This window comes from Streptomyces sp. ACA25 (assembly GCF_028200735.1).
Lineage (GTDB): Bacteria > Actinomycetota > Actinomycetes > Streptomycetales > Streptomycetaceae > Streptomyces.
Map to the genome: position 1 here is coordinate 145,690 of NZ_JAQKPV010000008.1, position 15,992 is coordinate 161,681.

11 protein-coding genes are annotated in these 15,992 nt (G+C 67.5%); 8 read left to right on the forward strand and 3 right to left on the reverse strand.

What is annotated here, in order from left to right:
- Positions 1-94 precede the first annotated feature (94 nt).
- From PJ985_RS14450 to PJ985_RS14460, 3 genes are all read left to right on the forward strand, one after another.
- Positions 95-3,379, forward strand: a complete 3,285-nt coding sequence (locus PJ985_RS14450; RefSeq protein ID WP_271684149.1) for an AAA domain-containing protein — start codon at positions 95-97, stop codon at positions 3,377-3,379.
- A gap of 273 nt (positions 3,380-3,652) precedes the next feature.
- Entirely contained in the window at positions 3,653-4,624 is a 972-nt protein-coding gene (locus tag PJ985_RS14455; protein WP_271684150.1) for a hypothetical protein, read from the forward strand.
- 416 nt (positions 4,625-5,040) lie between these two features.
- A complete protein-coding gene (locus tag PJ985_RS14460) occupies positions 5,041-5,376 on the forward strand; it encodes a DUF397 domain-containing protein (protein WP_271684151.1) in 336 nt (111 codons plus the stop codon).
- Between the two features lie 111 nt (positions 5,377-5,487).
- Here the strand turns inward: PJ985_RS14460 and PJ985_RS14465 are convergent, their stop codons facing one another.
- A complete protein-coding gene (locus PJ985_RS14465) occupies positions 5,488-6,603 on the reverse strand; it encodes a methyltransferase domain-containing protein (RefSeq protein WP_271684152.1) in 1,116 nt (371 codons plus the stop codon).
- A gap of 298 nt (positions 6,604-6,901) precedes the next feature.
- Entirely contained in the window at positions 6,902-7,357 is a 456-nt protein-coding gene (locus tag PJ985_RS14470; RefSeq protein ID WP_271684153.1) for an ATP-binding protein, read from the reverse strand.
- 201 nt (positions 7,358-7,558) lie between these two features.
- Here PJ985_RS14470 and PJ985_RS14475 point away from each other — a divergent pair, with 201 nt between their 5' ends.
- The gene (locus PJ985_RS14475; RefSeq protein ID WP_271684154.1) at positions 7,559-8,440 is read left to right on the forward strand and encodes a helix-turn-helix domain-containing protein; all 882 of its coding nucleotides are present in this window, start codon (positions 7,559-7,561) and stop codon (positions 8,438-8,440) included.
- Positions 8,437-8,628, forward strand: coding sequence for a DUF397 domain-containing protein (locus PJ985_RS14480; RefSeq protein ID WP_271684155.1), 192 nt, complete (start codon positions 8,437-8,439; stop codon positions 8,626-8,628). The genes PJ985_RS14475 and PJ985_RS14480 overlap by 4 nt, the downstream gene beginning before the upstream one ends.
- A gap of 48 nt (positions 8,629-8,676) precedes the next feature.
- Here the strand turns inward: PJ985_RS14480 and pglX are convergent, their stop codons facing one another.
- The gene (gene pglX / locus PJ985_RS14485; RefSeq protein WP_271684156.1) at positions 8,677-12,399 is read right to left on the reverse strand and encodes a BREX-2 system adenine-specific DNA-methyltransferase PglX; all 3,723 of its coding nucleotides are present in this window, start codon (positions 12,397-12,399) and stop codon (positions 8,677-8,679) included.
- Positions 12,400-12,580: 181 nt separating this feature from the next.
- On the opposite strand from pglX, the gene PJ985_RS14490 reads away from it, so the two are divergent.
- Genes PJ985_RS14490 through PJ985_RS14500 form a run of 3 tightly spaced genes read left to right on the forward strand, consistent with a single transcriptional unit; the run spans position 12,581 to position 15,935 of the window.
- A complete protein-coding gene (locus PJ985_RS14490) occupies positions 12,581-13,111 on the forward strand; it encodes a hypothetical protein (RefSeq protein WP_271684157.1) in 531 nt (176 codons plus the stop codon).
- A complete protein-coding gene (locus tag PJ985_RS14495) occupies positions 13,108-14,484 on the forward strand; it encodes a KGGVGR-motif variant AAA ATPase (RefSeq protein WP_271684158.1) in 1,377 nt (458 codons plus the stop codon). The genes PJ985_RS14490 and PJ985_RS14495 overlap by 4 nt, the downstream gene beginning before the upstream one ends.
- Positions 14,484-15,935 (forward strand): AAA family ATPase, encoded by a 1,452-nt coding sequence (locus tag PJ985_RS14500; protein ID WP_271684159.1) that lies wholly within the window; start codon positions 14,484-14,486, stop codon positions 15,933-15,935. The genes PJ985_RS14495 and PJ985_RS14500 overlap by 1 nt, the downstream gene beginning before the upstream one ends.
- The last annotated feature ends 57 nt before the right edge of the window (positions 15,936-15,992 follow it).

Here is a 15,992-nt window from a genome sequence, read left to right on the forward strand (position 1 = left end):
TGCCCGTTGGGTAGGGTCGGCACCGGATCCGGGCGGTAGACCGGATCCGGGGGCCAGGGGATCAGTCCGGGGCGGGGAGCGGAGGCGACTGCCGGTGGGGTGGCGAGAGGAGATCGTCACGGCTCTGGGGGAGCTTGTGGCGATCACGGGCGGCGCGGGCAGGCCACCGCGCTGGCGGCGCGTGGGGCGGGCAGTGCCCACCAGGGAGGCCGGCTGGTACGCGGTGGATCTGCGCGGCTCCGACATCGGACCGGACCAGCTCGACGCGTTGCGCCTCGCGGGCCCGGAGCCGGACGACATGGAGACGACGGGCTTCGCCGTTGCGGAGACCGTGCAGAACGGCTCCCTCCTCACACTGAAGATCGCCGAGTTCGCCGAACTCACGGACGCACACCTGTGGCTGCTCAAGCAGCCACCGACCTTCCTCGTGGAGGCCCTGCGCGACGGCATCGCCGGGCTGGGCGAGGCACCACTGGCGAGCGTCCTGGCCACAGGCGCGATCGGCGGCACGTCCTCGCCCGACCCCGACCCTCCCGGGTTCCATCCCACGCAGGGCGATGCCTACCGCGCGTGCCTGGGCCAGGGCGTGCACCTGGTGTGGGGCCCGCCGGGCACCGGCAAGACGACGATGCTGAAGCGTGCCATCGGCGACCTGATCGCCCGCGGCGACCGGGTGCTGCTGGTGTCCGCCACGAACATCGCCGTCGACAACGCCCTGTGGGGCGTGATGAAGGAGAACCGGCACGGCCCGGGTGACATCGTCCGCGTGGGCCCGCCGCAGTTGCGGGAGGTAGCCGACGACCCAGGCGTGTCACTGCCGCTCATGGTCCGTGAGCGGCTGGCCGAGACGGCCGAGCGCAGACGACTCATCGAGACCACACTGCTGGACATCCGCACCCGCGCGGCAGAACTCGCCGCGCTGGACAGCTCCCTCGTCCGCTTCGACGCGGCGGCCCATTCCGAGGCGCTGAAGCTGCTGCGCACGCCCGGCCACGATCCGGTGACCGCCCGGCAGCGCGCGGAGACGGCGGCGGCCGACCTGGATGACGCCCTGGCGGACCACGAGGCAGCACAGCGGGCCGTGGCCGAGGCTCAGCGGCGACGGGACGGGGCCCAGAAGTCGCGCCGGAAGTGGGCGGAGGTCGACGGGCTGCGTCAGGAGCAGTCCCGCATCCTCAAGGCAGCGGAGCGGAAGGAGGCCGAGGCCCTGCTCTCCGAGGATCACGCCGAACGCCTGCGCGCGGAGTGGCAGCAGCTCGACGCCCATCGGTCCGTGGCCCGGTGGCGCTCCCGGGAGAAACGGCAGAGACTCCGCGAGCGTCTGGCCGCCGCCGAAGAGGACGCCATCCGGAGCGGCCGCGCGGCCCAGGCCGCGCGCACCACGGCCGGGGCTCATGTCGTCGCGCTGGAGAAGGACCTGGCGGGCCTGGTCGCCGGTATCACCCACCCGCGTGAGCGGATCACCGCCCTGGAACAGGCACTCGTCCGGGCCCAGACCACGTACACGTCCGCCCTGCATCGCGTGACCACCCGCCGCGAGGCAGCGACCCGGCTGGAACGGGCCGTTGTCCGCGTCCTGGACGCGGCGGAACTCACCTCCCGGGCCGAACAGCAGGACTGGCCGGCCCGCCACGCCAGCGCCGAGCGCTTACGGCCCCAGGTCACGGCCGACGCCGCCCGACGTCCCACCCTGGAGAAGCAGTTCCAGCAGGTGCAGGAGGAGTACGAGCGCCTCGCCCGCAACGCACAGGGTGAAATCATCAAAAGCGCGAAGCTGGTGGCCACCACGCTCGCCCGGTTCCGCACCAACAAGGCGGTCTTCGAGGGCCCCTACGACGTGGTCCTGGTCGACGAGGCGGGCGCGGCGACGCTGCCCGAGGTGATCCTCGCGGCAGCGAAGGCCACCCGAACCGCCGTCCTGCTCGGGGATTTCATGCAACTCGGCCCGGTCATCGAGGAAGGGCTGAAGAGTCTCGACCGACCGGACGTCAAGCGCTGGCTGCTGCCCGATGTCTTCCAGCACTCCGGTATCCAGGACCCCGCAGACGCCCAGCGGCATCCGGCCTGCGTCACCCTGACCGAACAGCACCGCTTCGGTCCGGCGGTGATGCGCCTGGCCAACTCCCTCGCGTACGGGGGAATGCTGCGGGGCGGCAGGCAGACCGTGGCGCCCCGGCCCGACGACGACCCCGAAATCGTCCTCGTCGACACCGACGGACTTCGCGAACTCGCCAGACCCCACCTGACCGGTCGCCGCAGCGGCTGGTGGCCGGCCGGATCACTGATCGCCAGGGCACTCGCGGAGTACCACGACGCTATGGGCGAGGACACGGGCATCGTCACGCCCTACGGAGTCCAGGCGGAGGCGACCCTGGAGGCATTGCGGGACGTGGAGAGCAGTGACCCACTGGCGGAGGTGGGCACCGCGCACCGGTTCCAGGGACGGGAGTTCCCCGTGGTCGTCTTCGACACGGTCGAGGGCGCGGACGGGCACGACCTGTGGATGTCGATGGCACATCGAGGGCCGGGCGCCTCGGACTGGACACGCAGCGGTGTGCGCCTGTTCAACGTGGCGGCCACCCGCGCGCAGACCCGCCTCTACGTCATCGGAAGCTGGGAGCGCATCAGCACCGCGAAGAACGGCACAGCCTTCACCCACCTGGCCGCGCTGGTCGGCTCCCCCGGCGTCCGGCGCCTGCGGGCCGCGCAGCTGATCACCCCGCCGCACGAGAACGCACGGGAACTCGGCGTCTTCGGAACCGCCCTCGCCGACGTCCTGGCCCGGCACGTCGAGGTGACGGACATCCATGACGAGACGACGTTCTTCGGCACCTTCGAGGACGAGATCCGCGACGCGCGCACCTCGGTCTGGCTGTGGGCTCCGTGGGTCGCCAACCGAGTGCGCGGCATCCTTCCGCTGCTGCGCGAGGCGGCCGGGCGGGGCGTACGCGTCACGGTGTTCATCCGCGACGACACGGACTGGATCCAGGCCCGCCCGAACAGTCAGGGCCTCATCGCGGACCTCCGGGCCGCCGTCCACACGGTCGTGCCCGTCAACGTCATGCACCAGAAGATCGCGGTGATTGACGAGCGGACGGTGATGGTCGGCAGCCTCAACAGCCTGTCCCAGTCGTGGACCCGCGAGGTCATGGTGACCATGCGGGGCAGCCACTTCGCCCGGAAGCTGCTGGAGCATGAACACGCGGAACTGTTCGCCCGTCCGCCGAAGTGCGCCCGCTGCGCCGGCACCAGCATCGAACTGCGCCGCCGCAAGAACGGCACCTGGTTCTGGCGCTGCTACGACACGGTCTGCAAGACCGACCGCAACGGCCGGAGCAACGCCTGGAACCAGAACATCCGGCTGGGCGGCAGGCGCTGAGCATGTGCGCAACATCTCACCTCCACCACAACTGAGTTCGGCGAACCGCTGCTGGCGTTCCGGCCACCGCCTGTGACAGACTTGGACGTACCAGCAACGGGATCTCGCTCGTCGCCAGATCACCAGCTGTGTTTTCGCCAAGGAGTCCGCGGACGCACCCGGACCACCGGCTTCTCTCACCTCATCTGTCACGCCATAGGTACGAGTCCGCAGCGGCGGCGCTCCACGCGCATGCCCGCGCTCGATGCCTGTGCACCACTCGGAGGCACATCCATGTCGAATATCTCCTCCCCATCGCAATCGCAATTCTATCTGACTCAGCCCAAGGGCGAAGGCGCCATGCTTTTCGTCATGCAGGCGACGCCCCGCGGCCCCGAGCTCTCGAAGATCGGGACGTTCGATAACCGCGACGAATGCCAACTGCTCGCCGCCGGCCTCAACGCGGCACTCCAGGGAGGAGCAGGCGTGCTCTCGGAGGTTCGTCGGCGCACAGCTTCCCTGCCGGGGCCCCTTGGGAAGGCTATCACCGACGCTGCGGACGCGATCGAGTACAGGCATCGAAATGATTCGGAAGCCAAGAGATCCTACAAGACCGTGCGCGCTTTCACCGAAAATCTGGAACAGCCCAATGTATCCATTTTCTCCCTCTTCGACACCACCGCTTGCGGAGATTGCCCCGACTGCGGGTGCGCCGTGGACGACGACTGCGCGATGTGCCGCGTCTGCGAGCCCGACGGCCGCGGATGCGAGAACTGTGGCACGGTCGAGGTGACGCCCAGGACCGCGTTCGCCCTTCATCGTCAGCTGAGGAGCCTTGCCGATATGACGTACGTAACCGTCCAGTGCGGTTTCTGGGAAAGCGGCGTTCCGGACAGTGCGGAAACCCAGACGGACTGGTTCCTGCTTCACTGCGCCCGCGCCTACGACGATCTCGCGGCCGATCTACTCACCGGCGAGGTCCCCACACCGCGGTGCCTGGCCGAGAGTGTGGCACTCGGCTACGCGATGCAATACATCGGTTGGAACGACACCGAGTTCATTGACACGGACGAAGCGTACCGGGCCCTACCGATCTCCCGGTTCGACAACGACTGGGAATTCCTCAAGAGTGGCCTGTTCGCCGCGGGTGAGAGGGCGCGTACGTTTCTGACGGCGGATGCAATGGAGGAAAGCCTTTGGGAGGAGTGGTTCCACCCCTACCCGGGCGCCACGCCCCGGCACGGAAGCCGTGGATTCCGCTGCTGATCTTCGCTTCCAGACCCCGCGGCTGACAGAGAATCCGACAACGCCGTGGCTCCGCCGCCTGAGGCAGGGCGCACTCCGCATGGACCGTCTTGCCGGAGCAGAGGCGATCGCGTACGCCCCAGTCGGCGGCGAGCGGTGTCGATGGCAGCAGTGGCCACAGCCCCCGTCCTCGTCCAGCCCGGAGCCAGCCGCGCCGGCCGGGCGGGATGGGTGCCGGTCACCTCGGTCCGCACGACGCCCCGACTCTCGTCGCGGGACAGGGAGAAGGCGAAGCCCCGTCCCGCGACGCGACCGTGAAGGACTGCGTTCGCCGTGAGTTCGGCAACGGCCAGAACGACGGTCTCGTGCGCCTCAGTGCCGCGCGGATGGCCCCACTCGGTGAGCTGGTGAGCGGCCAGCAACCGAGCCAGGCGGCTATGAGAACCAGTGAGCTGGCCTGGTACAAGAGCCGCTACAGCGGTGGTGACGGTGACAACTGTGTCGAGGTTTCAGTGCAGTCCAGCGCCGTATTCTCTCGATGCCTGGTCGGCGTTCAACGACGCTGGTGGCCGACTCATACGTGTGACCTCCCGGTGGGACAGCGCCTGACGCTGCCCCACCGAACGCATCACGTCCTACTCCTCCGGGCCACCGTCCACACGATCGTGCCCGTCCACGTCATGCACCAGAAAATCGCCGTGATCGACGAACGGACGGTGATGCTCGGCAGCCTCAACACGCAGGACATCCGGCTGGGTGGCGGCAGGCGCTGAGGAGGTACCTCATCTCGTAGCGGACCGGGCTGTCGCACCTGGTCCGCTGAGGCGGTCCGGAGCGAGGGGTCGGACCACAACGTTCTACTCGTCACGGGAGTGGCTGACGCCTCAAGCCTGACCACGCACGGGGTGGCCGGGGGTGTCGAGCCAGGCCGTCCAGCCGGTCGCCGTGATGGTGATGCCGAGCCGGTCGAGGTCAGGTTCCCCGGCGGTTCGCCACCAGGTGTGGGCGGCGGTGAGTTCGTCCCACAACCGCCGGTCGCCGACCTGCCGGACGGTGGCCGTAGTGCTGTCGGCCGGAAGGACCGCGGCGGTCCAGGCGCTGCCGTCCAGGGCGAACAGCCACAGGGTGCGGTCACTGCTGTCGTGCTGTTGCACGGCGTGGGTCATGCCGTACAGCAGCAGCCCGGCGGCGAAGGCGAAAGGGTGCCACCGCTCGAAGAGCGAGGGGTCCACCTCGCAGGTGGAGTCGGCCACCGGTTCCAGGTCCGGGGCGAAGGCCGGGTGGGCGTAGCGCTGGGAGCGGGCCTTCATGAACTCCAGCTGCTGGAGGAACCGGCCGGTCGCGGTGCCGTCGTCGTTGACGGTGAGCACGGTGAGGACGTCGCCGTTGCTGTAGCGCGTGCCCCAGGGGGTGACGATCAGCCCGCCGGGCCGGACCTGGTGCAGCCAGGCCGCGGGGATGTCGCGGAGGCCCATGGTGGAGATCAGCCGGTCGTACGGTGCGCCGTCCGGGTGCCCGGCGAGGCCGTCGCCGACGAGAAGCCGCGGGTGCAGACCGGCGGCGCCGAGCGCCGACTTCGCTGCGGCGGCCACGTCCAGGTCGATCTCGATGCTGGTAACCGCCTGGTCGCCGAGCCGCCGTGCCATCAGGGCGGCGGTCCAGCCGGTTCCGGTGCCGATCTCCAGCACCCGATGCCCGGGTTTCAGCTCGGCGGCGGCGAGCATCGCGGCCACCACGGACGGCATGGACGCGGAGCTGGTCGGCTCAGTGCCCGGCGCGGTGCCGGAGTGCCGGCCGTCGTCCCACTGCGTGACCACCGGCATGTTGGCGTCGGCAGCGGACCGCCAACCGTCGGGGTCGGTACGGCGGTCCACCGGCCGCGCGGTGCGGGTGGCCATGTCGTGCGGCCACATCAGGTCCGGCAGGAACCGGGCACGCGGGAGCGCGGCGAACTCACACTGCCAGAACGCCGCGGCCCACCGCGTGGTGCGCACGGTCACTTACTGTCGTCCTTGTTGCCGTCGTCCTTGCGGTGCTTGCCATCCCCGGGCGGCGCGTCACCGTCCGGCGCAGGCGTGGGGGGACTCCACGGGGTGCCCGGTAACTTGTCCTCACCGCGCGTGCTGTGCTGACTGGCCATCAGTATCCCGCCGCAGCAGGTCCGTCACTCCATAATGCTGCCCCGCCAGCCAGGCCGGTAGACGCCACGTCGGCCCAACTCTGCCAGGCAGTCCTGCTCAGCTCCGGGCGCCGGTGCTGGCCCGACCGTTCTCGTTGAGAAGCCCCGAGCGGCTAGGGTCATCGACGCTGTGGCTTCGCAGCCTGAGGCAGTGCGCACTCGGCCCAGACCGTCTTGCCGGGGCCGAGGCGGTCGCGTACACCCCAGTGGGTGGCGAGCGCGTCGACGAGAAGCAGGCCACGGCCCCCGGCCTCGTCCGGCCCGGGAGCCAGCCGCGCCGGCCGGACGGGATGAGTGTCGGTCACCTCGATCCGAACGACGCCCCGACTCTCGTCGCGGGACAGGGAGAAGGCGAAGTCTCGTCCCACGACACGGCCGTGGAGGACGGCATTCGCCGTGAGTTCGGCGACCACCAGTACGACGGTGTCGTGCGCTTCGCTGCCGCGCGGATGGCCCCACTGCGCGAGCTGGTGAGCGGCGAGCAACCGGGCTAGGCGCGCACCGCGCCGGGTGGCGGCAAAGCACTGCGCAAACGTGCCGGTGGGGGTCGTGCTTGGGGCGCGTGGGGCTGACATGGCGGCCACCCTGTCAGGAGTGCAGGCCCTGTCGGCAGGTCCGGCGCTGATACAGATGACGCTGTATCGGTTGACTCACTGGCCTCGACCTGTCGCTGTACGTGACGATGGGCGGGTCGCGCGTGGCGCAGCGCGCACAGTACGGCAAGCGTCCGGGCACAGAACGGGTACGGCCCGGCGGCACAGGGGAAGGCGGCTGCGATGGCGACGGACAACGGCGGCGGGTCGGGTGCGAACGTCGGTCAAGGCGGGGGCGGGGGAGGCAACTGCGAGTCAGAACTGTCGGACAGCCTGAAGACCTTCGGCGCGGTCCTCAAGGCCTTGCGGGAGGAAGCACGCCTGACACAGGAGCAACTGGCTTCGCTGGTGGGGTACTCGGCCGCCTACGTCGCCAAGATCGAACAGGGCAGGCGCTTCCCACCACGGGAGCTTCTGGACCGGTCGGAGCAGGCGCTGGGAGCGGTCGCGGCACGGGTTCTGGGCGCAGCGGCGAAAAGTCTGACCCGGAAAGCGGGGTTGGCATCGTGGTTCCTGCAGTGGGCGGGGATCGAAGAGGCTGCGATCTCGCTGTATGCATACGAGGGCCGAGTCGTACCAGGTCTGTTGCAGCCCGAGCCCTATATTCGAGCTCTCTTCGACCGGTACCTTCCCCCTCTCACCGAGGAGCAGTCCGAACAGCAAGTGGCGGCACGGCTGGCCAGGCAGCAACTTCTCATCGATCGGCCCAATACGACATTCAGCTTCGTCATCGAACAGGCACTGCTGGAGCGTCGCATGGGAGGGGCTGCCGTAACGAAGGCACTCCTCGACCGCCTCATCGCAGTGGGCCAGCATCGCAACGTGGAGCTTCAGGTCATGCCCCTGCTCCAAGAGGAGCACTCCGGCTTCGAGGGGGAGATGTACCTTGCCGAGACGGCCGATCACCGCTGGGTCGGTTACGTGGAGGGCCACGGCACCAGCATGCTCATCAGCGACCCAAAATCGGTGAGTCACGTGCTCCAGCGCTATGGCAAGATGCGCTCGCAGGCTCTGAGCCATCAAGCCACGGTGAGCCTGCTGGAAGAGATGCGAGGAGCGCTATGAGCACCAGCGAGCTGGCCTGGTTCAAGAGCAGCTATAGCGGCGGTGGCGGTGACAACTGTATCGAGGTCGCTGTACGCCCGGAGACCGTGCTTGTCCGCGACTCGAAGGACACCGAGCGGCCGTCCTTGGCCGTCTCCCGCGATGCCTGGTCAGCGTTCACGACGCTGGCGACCGACTCGCGCGCGTGACCTTCCGGTGGGGCAGCGCCTGTCGCTGCCCCACCTGACGCGTCGCGGCTACTCCACGTCCACGGCAGGCCGCTTCGTCGCGGCCTTGCGGCCACGTGTCTTCCGCACTGGACGCCAGGCCTTCAGCTCCTCGACGCCGACCTGTCGCTTGCGGAGCTGGTTCTCGTACTCGGCCTCCAGCTCGTCGGCCGGTACGTCACCCCACTCGTCGTCGTACTCGCCGTGCCACTGCTTGACCCACGGCATGACCTCATGAAGCCCGGCGAGCAGCGGAACGATCCGCTCGGAATTCCAGCCGTCCCGCGTCGTACGGGCGGCCAGCAGCTCGAAGAGCGCCTGCGCCTGGTCCTTGTGGTCCCAGCCGGCCCACCCCAGCATCAGCGTCGAGTCGCTGTCGGGCCCCGCCTCGGGGTAGGAGATGAACCGCTCCTTAGGCACGTCGAGCTTGCCTCGGTTCGACCAGTAGGACGCACGGGCAAAGTCGGCGGACGTGTACTTCGGCGGTACCGGGATGTCGAGCCGCTCCCCGGTACGGTCCTCCTCGCGCTGCTGCCGCCAGACCTCCTCCCACTGGGCTCGCTTGCGTAGGCCGGGGTCCTTGTAGCGCATCGCGGCGAGGTAGGGCACGTGCTCGTCGGCGATCACTTCGCTGAGAGTCTGCGCGAGGGGCAGGTCGGGCTTACCGAGGTGGTCGGAGGCGTAGAGCGCGGCGACGGAGACAAAATCCACGTCTGTGCTGAGCTGGTCGGCAAGGTAGTTGACGGTCATCGGACGAGGCCGCTTGAGCCCTTCGCGAACCTCGTACCAAAGCTCCTGCTTCTCGCACCTGTCCAGCAGCCAGTTCCGCAGCGCGGTACGTTCCTTCTTTTCCCACGGTTCGGCTGACCAGCGCCGCTTGCACTCGGGGCGCTCGATGAGGGCGATGTCCTTGTGGGAGTTGATAATTTCGATACGCGCCTGCACAATATCGCGGTACCAGTCGGGCCAGTGAGCAGGGATTTCGGTGACGGGAGTGGACCCGTGCCGGGTGAACCAAACAGTCTCCGCCTCTCCTGAGGCCATCTTCCGCGCGAGCACAATCTCAAAAGCCCGCTCACCTAGCTGCACCTCGGGCAGATAAGCACTGTGGTCGGACACGACGGTACGAGCCACCTCTGACGGAGTGAGCAATCCGTACTGACCGTAGACCTCCCAGTCCAGCTCTTCCTGCTTGGCAATCATCCGGTTCCGCGTGGCGGCATAGCTGGTACGTGCCGCGTCAAGAGTGCCCCGCATGGGGACACTCGCCTCACTCACAGCGGATGGCTCATAACCCGCCAATTCGCATGCAAGAAGATCCAGATCCCGACCGAGCTTCAACGGAAGTTGTTCGGGCAAGGGATATTCTCGGAGCTTAGTTCCGGTGAATTCGTAACGCTCCTCCCAGTCCTCGTCCTGTAGACCGCGCCCGAGACCACTCCCCCCCTTGCTCTGGCTCACTTGCTTCAGCCAGAAACAGGCAGTCGAAGAGTTCAGCACGCCCAACAACTCCAGGTGCTGATCCTCGCTAGCCTCCTCGGGCAGCTTGATCACGGGCGCAGACTGCTTGAAAACCTTCCCTCCTCGGTCCAGCACGAAATGGTTATGCGTCGCCACGAAGGCAAAAGAAATCGACAAAGGAGTCCGGAGTTTACTCTTCGTCAAGCGGCCATACTCAGACCACTTGAGACCGCCTTCTACTTTTGTTTTTCTACCGAAGAGGAAGTTGTTCGAGATCGTAGTCCGGCATGGCCACATGAAGCGAAGCAACTGAGGTTGCTCCTCAACAGCTATTGGAGTCATATCAACGGTGTACGGAAAAATCGCGTATTCGAAACCACCACCCGCCCAATCTCGGAGCATATCACCGGTCACCATGGGGCGAGTCCAAGCAGCACTAAGACCACACCGTCTGGCACTGCGCTCAGGCAGAAGGTACAGGTCATCTTCCAAAGTAAAACTCGTAATACCCAGTGATTCAGCACGATCCCCGAGAGTCGCAAGTGCCAATGCAACGCGGCTTTGCAGATCTCCTGCGCCACCACCACTTACAGACCAGGGGTGTGATCTGAACACTTGAGCTGGCGCGTCCTCTACAGAAACCCACTGGGACTCCGACCCCGGCACCCTCACCTGCTTGACGATCGACTGCCATACGGACCCCTGCGCCGCGTCTTCCGGCTGCGAAGGCTCACCCCGCACGCCCAGCACGGCTCGGAGCTTCCGGTCCGGATTGGGTACACGATTCCGACCCACGAGGACAACCGTCGGAGTCCCGTGGCCGGGGATAAAGGCACCAGACGTATCGATGACGTGGGACAGTTCAACCCGGTTCCAGAAAAAATCCTGGATAAGGTTCTTACCGAACTCCCTCTTCATAAACGAGTTCGCGGTGATCTGCCCCACGAATCCACCTCCCCCCGCACGCCCACCCGCGCCCTTCACCGCAAGCTCGAACATCCGCTGAGCAAACGGCACCGAGAGCGCGTACTTACCCGCGCAAGCGTCGTAGGACAGACGGTAATTGTCGTTCTCCTGCTTATCTTTGACCGTAATATAAGGCGGATTCCCCACCACCACGTGATAAGAACCTCGTCCCAGCAAATCAACCCGCTTCGCATACTCCCACACATCCTCCGTGGAATAGGCGAACGCCCCTTCTTTACGCCCGATCTGCACCTCGGCGAACAGCGTGTCCAGGTCCGTCTGGATACCCGCCGCGTCCCGCCCGTGCAGCAGCGAGTCCCCGACCGCCACGTTGATCGGGAACGGTGGCGCGTCCTTCAGTCTCCGCGCCCCCGCCACCCGCATGGCGGCCACGAGCAACCGGAAGCGTGCGATGCTCACCGCATACGGGTTCTTGTCGCAGCCGTGGACCGACTCCAGGGAGCGTCGTACCAACGTCCAGATGTCCGTCCCCGGCTCTGCGGCGCGCCACTTGTCCATCAGGCGGTGGAAGATGCCCAGCAGAAAGTGGCCCGAGCCGCAGGCCGGGTCAATGGTGCGCAGGCCGCGCCGTTCTTCCCCATCAGGGCCCTCCCACACCGGGTCCAGACCGAACGCGTCTGTGGAGACGGCCGGTTCGAGCGTGAGGTCGAGGATGAACTCCTCCACAAACACCGGGGTCTGGAGCAGCGCGTAGGTCTTGCGGGCGTGCTCGCTGAGGTCCTGGTACAGGTCGCCGAGGAAGCGGGTATCCCACTCAGGATCGGTGAAGTCGTAGCGGATCTCCCCCTCGGCGCCCCACCGCCGCCAGAACGACAGCAGTTCGGTCGCCGCCTCATAGCCGGGCGTGATGTCCCACAGTGGGTTGTGGGCCTCGTCGAAGAGGCCGGCCGCAGTGTCGTTGGCGGTGGCGACGGCGTGGAAAGCGGCGAACAGCCAGTCCCGGTTGTTCTTGGTCGGGTGGTCTCGGAAGAACGCCTCATGCCGGGCCTCGGCCTCCGCGAGCCGCTCCCCCGGGCCGGCAATGAACGGTTCGTCGATAAGGCTGTTGTCCTCGCAGAAGCGGACGAAGACGCAGGCCAGCACCCAGGCCGCCGCGGACTGGGTGACCCGCTCGTCACGCCAGGCACCGTATGTCGCCGCGGTGCGCCGGGCAGCCCGGGACCGCTGGTACTCCGCCTTCAGGCGTTCGCGGAACTCGTCCACGGACTCGGCCCGCGCCCGCAGATCATCCTCCAGCGCCGTGACCTGGCGCTTGAGGTCCTTGAGCAGGGCCGCCGGGTCCACACCAGCCTTGACGTCCGTCACGTACCGCTTCCTTCTCGATAGCACTGCCCGTCTTTCACAGCTCTCTCGTCCACCGTGGTCAACCGCGCTCAGACCCCTCATCCTGCCAGGCCACGCCCACAGGCCACACCCAATGGGCGCAGGGCGCCTCCGGTGCGGAAACGCTCCCTTCCCTGCCGATCACGCCGATAGGGTGATCGGCGTGACGGCTCCGACAACTTCCGCCGCCCCTCCACCGGCCTTCCGGGATGCGAGCGGACATCACTACCACGCGGCCAGGCTGGCCGCCGACCGCCGGTTAACCATCGCCGCCGATCATTCTGCGGGACTGGCCGCCGAATGCGCGATCAAGGCGATCCTCCTCGACTACCTGGGGTCCCGGCTCAACGACAAGCAGCGGCCCTACAGCGAAGATCTGAAGCTGGACGCACAGCTGAACCCGCCCGGCGGCAAGAGGCGCAAGCAGCCCCGCACGGAGTACCTGCACGAGCACCTTCCGGAACTGTGGGGGCAGTTGACGACGCTTCTCGACCGCCGGCGAGCGCGCGAGACGGGGACCCTGTTCCTACGGCTGATCGGTCACAACCCGTTCCACGACTGGAACGTGGCCGACAGGTACGGCGACGGTACAGCGATCAGCGATGCTGATCTCCGCCGGCACCTCCGGGCGGCGTACGAGCTCCTCGCCGCGCACGAACAGGCACGGGTGCTGGGAACCGGGGCCCTCGCATGACGACACCCCACGCGGGCTTCGACAGCTCCTGGCTGGCCGCGCAGAAGGTGGCCGAGGAGGCCGCGGCGCTCGGCCAGGACGTCGTACTGGCCCGTGACCTGCTCGGCCGGTCCTCACTGCTCATCGACGACATACAACAAAAACTCCCGTCGGACTCCCCGCAACTCAACAAACTGCGCGTTCAGTTCGCCGAGGCGACACGACCATTCACCGGAGTCGAACCGGTGCAGACCGCACACTCCATGTTCGCGCCGGAACTGTTCTTCGACGCACCGGAACTCACCGAGGTGAAGCCACGCGCCGACGGTGTCGGGAGGCTCTGCACGCTGGAACGCACGGTCGTAGGAACAGACTGGCTCCAGCGCGACGACGACAGCGCGACCGGCACTCCGGGCTCCCGACGAAACCGGCGCGTTGCCCTGTACGGGTTCAAGGGCGGTGTCGGCCGCTCGACAGCGACCGCCGTCCTCGCCCGTCACCTGGCCGACCTGGGCCGGTGCGTGCTCGTCGTCGACCTCGACCTGGAGTCCCCCGGGGTGTCCAACCTGCTCTCGGACGAGGCGGGCCGACCGCAGCACGGCATCGTCGACCACCTCGTGGAGGCCGCAGTCAGCAACGCCGACAGCCTCGAACTCGTCGGGCGCGCCTCGCTGCTGAACTACCACGGCAACGGGGAGGTCTTCCTCGCCCCGGCCTGCGGGCTGCCGCTGGCCGGGCAGCCGTACAACTACCTATCGAAACTGAACCGCATCTACACCGATCTGCCGGCCACCGGCGAAAGCACCTCCCCACGTCCATTCGCCGTCCGGCTGGAGCAGGCGGTCGCCGCATGCGAGGACCAGGTCGAAAGGCTCGCGCGGCGCCCTGACCATGTCCTGCTCGACAGCCGCGCCGGAATACACGACATCGCCGCCGTCACGCTCACCCGGCTCAGCGGACTCGCCCTGCTGTTCGCCGTGGACAACCCGTCCACCTGGGAGGGCTACCGGATGCTGCTGTCCGAGTGGCAGCGCCGGCCCGACCGCGCCCGCGAACTCCGGGAAAGAATCAGGATTGTGGGCGCAATGTTCCACTCGGCGGGTGACACGGAACGGCTGGGTGCGCTCCGCAGACATGCCTACGACCTGTTCATGGACACCCTGTACAACCTCCCCGACGAGAACGAGGACGAGGAGGAGCCGTTCTACTCACCCGACGGCGATGTGGACGACGCCCCCTACGCGGCAATCCCCATCCTCTTCGGCAACGACCTGGTGGGGCTCGACCCGCTGCGCAGCCGCCGCTGGCCCGAGCTGCCCTTCGTGGAAGCGGCATACAGCAAGTTCACGACTGCGGTGGAACGCCTGCTGCCCGAACCGCACGAGGACGCGTGATGAGCGAACCGACGCCCGCTGACTACCGCACGCTGCTGATCGACGCGCTCATCTCGGCTCCCGACGCGAACACGACCGAGCCCGATCTGCGGACCCTGTTCACTCCGTCCTCGCACCGGCTGGCGCTGGACCCGGACATCACCGTGGTGCGCGGAGCGCGTGGCACGGGTAAGACGTTCTGGGCCAAGGCCCTGGTCAACGAGCGGCTCAGGGAGATCGCTGCCTCCTCCTACATGATGCCCAGGCTCCGGCGCACCCGGGTGGTCACCGCCTTCGCGCTGGAGGACAAGGGGGAGGGTGAGCCCTGCTTTCCCATGAAGCGGACGCGGGAGAAGCTCGTCAACGACGGCGTGGACCCTGCGGACCTGTGGTCGGCGATCGTCCTGATGGCCCTGGACGTCCCCGAGGTCCAGGACATCAAGGGCTGGGCCGACCGCGTCCGGTGGGTGCGTGCGAACCCGGAGGAATATGACACAGCCATCGCCCAAGCCGATCGCCGCAGTCGCGAACGCGGGGAGACGCTGGTCCTGCTCTTCGACGCCCTCGATCACCTGCACCGCGAGCGAGGACAGACGGACCGGCTGCTGTCCGAGCTGTTCCGGCTGGCACTCGAACTGCGGCTCACCACTGGAACGTTGCGAGCCAAAATTTTTGTACGGCCGGACATGTATGAAAACGCCCCGAAGATGTTCGCCGACGCCTCCAAACTCGGCGCGAACGCCGCAGACCTGGAATGGAGCCGGGAGAACCTCTACGGGCTGCTCTTCCACCAGCTGGGCAACCACACCACTCCCGAGGCCGAGATGTTCCGTGCGGCGACCGGCAACTGGACCGAACAGGGTGGCCGTCACGTCGCTCCCGTCCATGTCCTAGCGGACGGGAAACGTCAGGAGGAGGTGTTCATCACGCTCGCCGGTCCGTTCATGGGCACGGACCGGCGCAAGGGGCACACCTACACCTGGGTGCCCAACCACCTCCAGGACGGCAAGGGACGGGTCAGTCCCCGGACGTGGCTGAAGGCCCTGTGCAAAGCCGCGGTGCTGACCGGTGAACAGCACGCAGGCCACCCGACACCCCTGCACTACGAGGCCATCCGCGGGAGCATCCACTCCGCCGCCAAGAACCGGGTGGAGGAGCTGTGGGACGACATCGGCTGGGCGGCCCTCGCGGTAGAGCAGCTCAAGAACAGCCAGGTCCCCCTGGAACCCTCCGCCCTCTACTACGCCTGGCACCAGGGCTCGATGACCGCTGAGGTACGGGAACACCTGAAAGATTCGCGTTCCGGCAGCGGTCCACGGGACTTGGACAGCTCCGCCGCGGTGCTGGAGGAACTCATCGAGCTGGGCGTAATGACTCGACGCAGCGGAGGCGCGGTCGACATCCCGGACATCTACCGGCTGGCATTCAACATCAGCCGCAGGGGCGGAGTGCCACGTATGCCCAGCGGCTGACACCGAACTGCAGCCGCCGGGCGGGGCCCGCGTCCCACCCGGCGGCCCGCCGCCCCA

Excerpts from the sequence above, each read along its gene's own strand:
- PJ985_RS14455 (WP_271684150.1), top strand. The coding sequence starts at position 3,653 with ATGTCGAATATCTCCTCCCCATCGCAATCGCAATTCTATCTGACTCAG.
- PJ985_RS14460 (WP_271684151.1), top strand. The coding sequence starts at position 5,041 with ATGAGAACCAGTGAGCTGGCCTGGTACAAGAGCCGCTACAGCGGTGGT.
- PJ985_RS14470 (WP_271684153.1), bottom strand. The coding sequence starts at position 7,357 with ATGTCAGCCCCACGCGCCCCAAGCACGACCCCCACCGGCACGTTTGCG.
- PJ985_RS14475 (WP_271684154.1), top strand. The coding sequence starts at position 7,559 with ATGGCGACGGACAACGGCGGCGGGTCGGGTGCGAACGTCGGTCAAGGC.
- PJ985_RS14480 (WP_271684155.1), top strand. The coding sequence starts at position 8,437 with ATGAGCACCAGCGAGCTGGCCTGGTTCAAGAGCAGCTATAGCGGCGGT.
- PJ985_RS14495 (WP_271684158.1), top strand. The coding sequence starts at position 13,108 with ATGACGACACCCCACGCGGGCTTCGACAGCTCCTGGCTGGCCGCGCAG.
- PJ985_RS14500 (WP_271684159.1), top strand. The coding sequence starts at position 14,484 with ATGAGCGAACCGACGCCCGCTGACTACCGCACGCTGCTGATCGACGCG.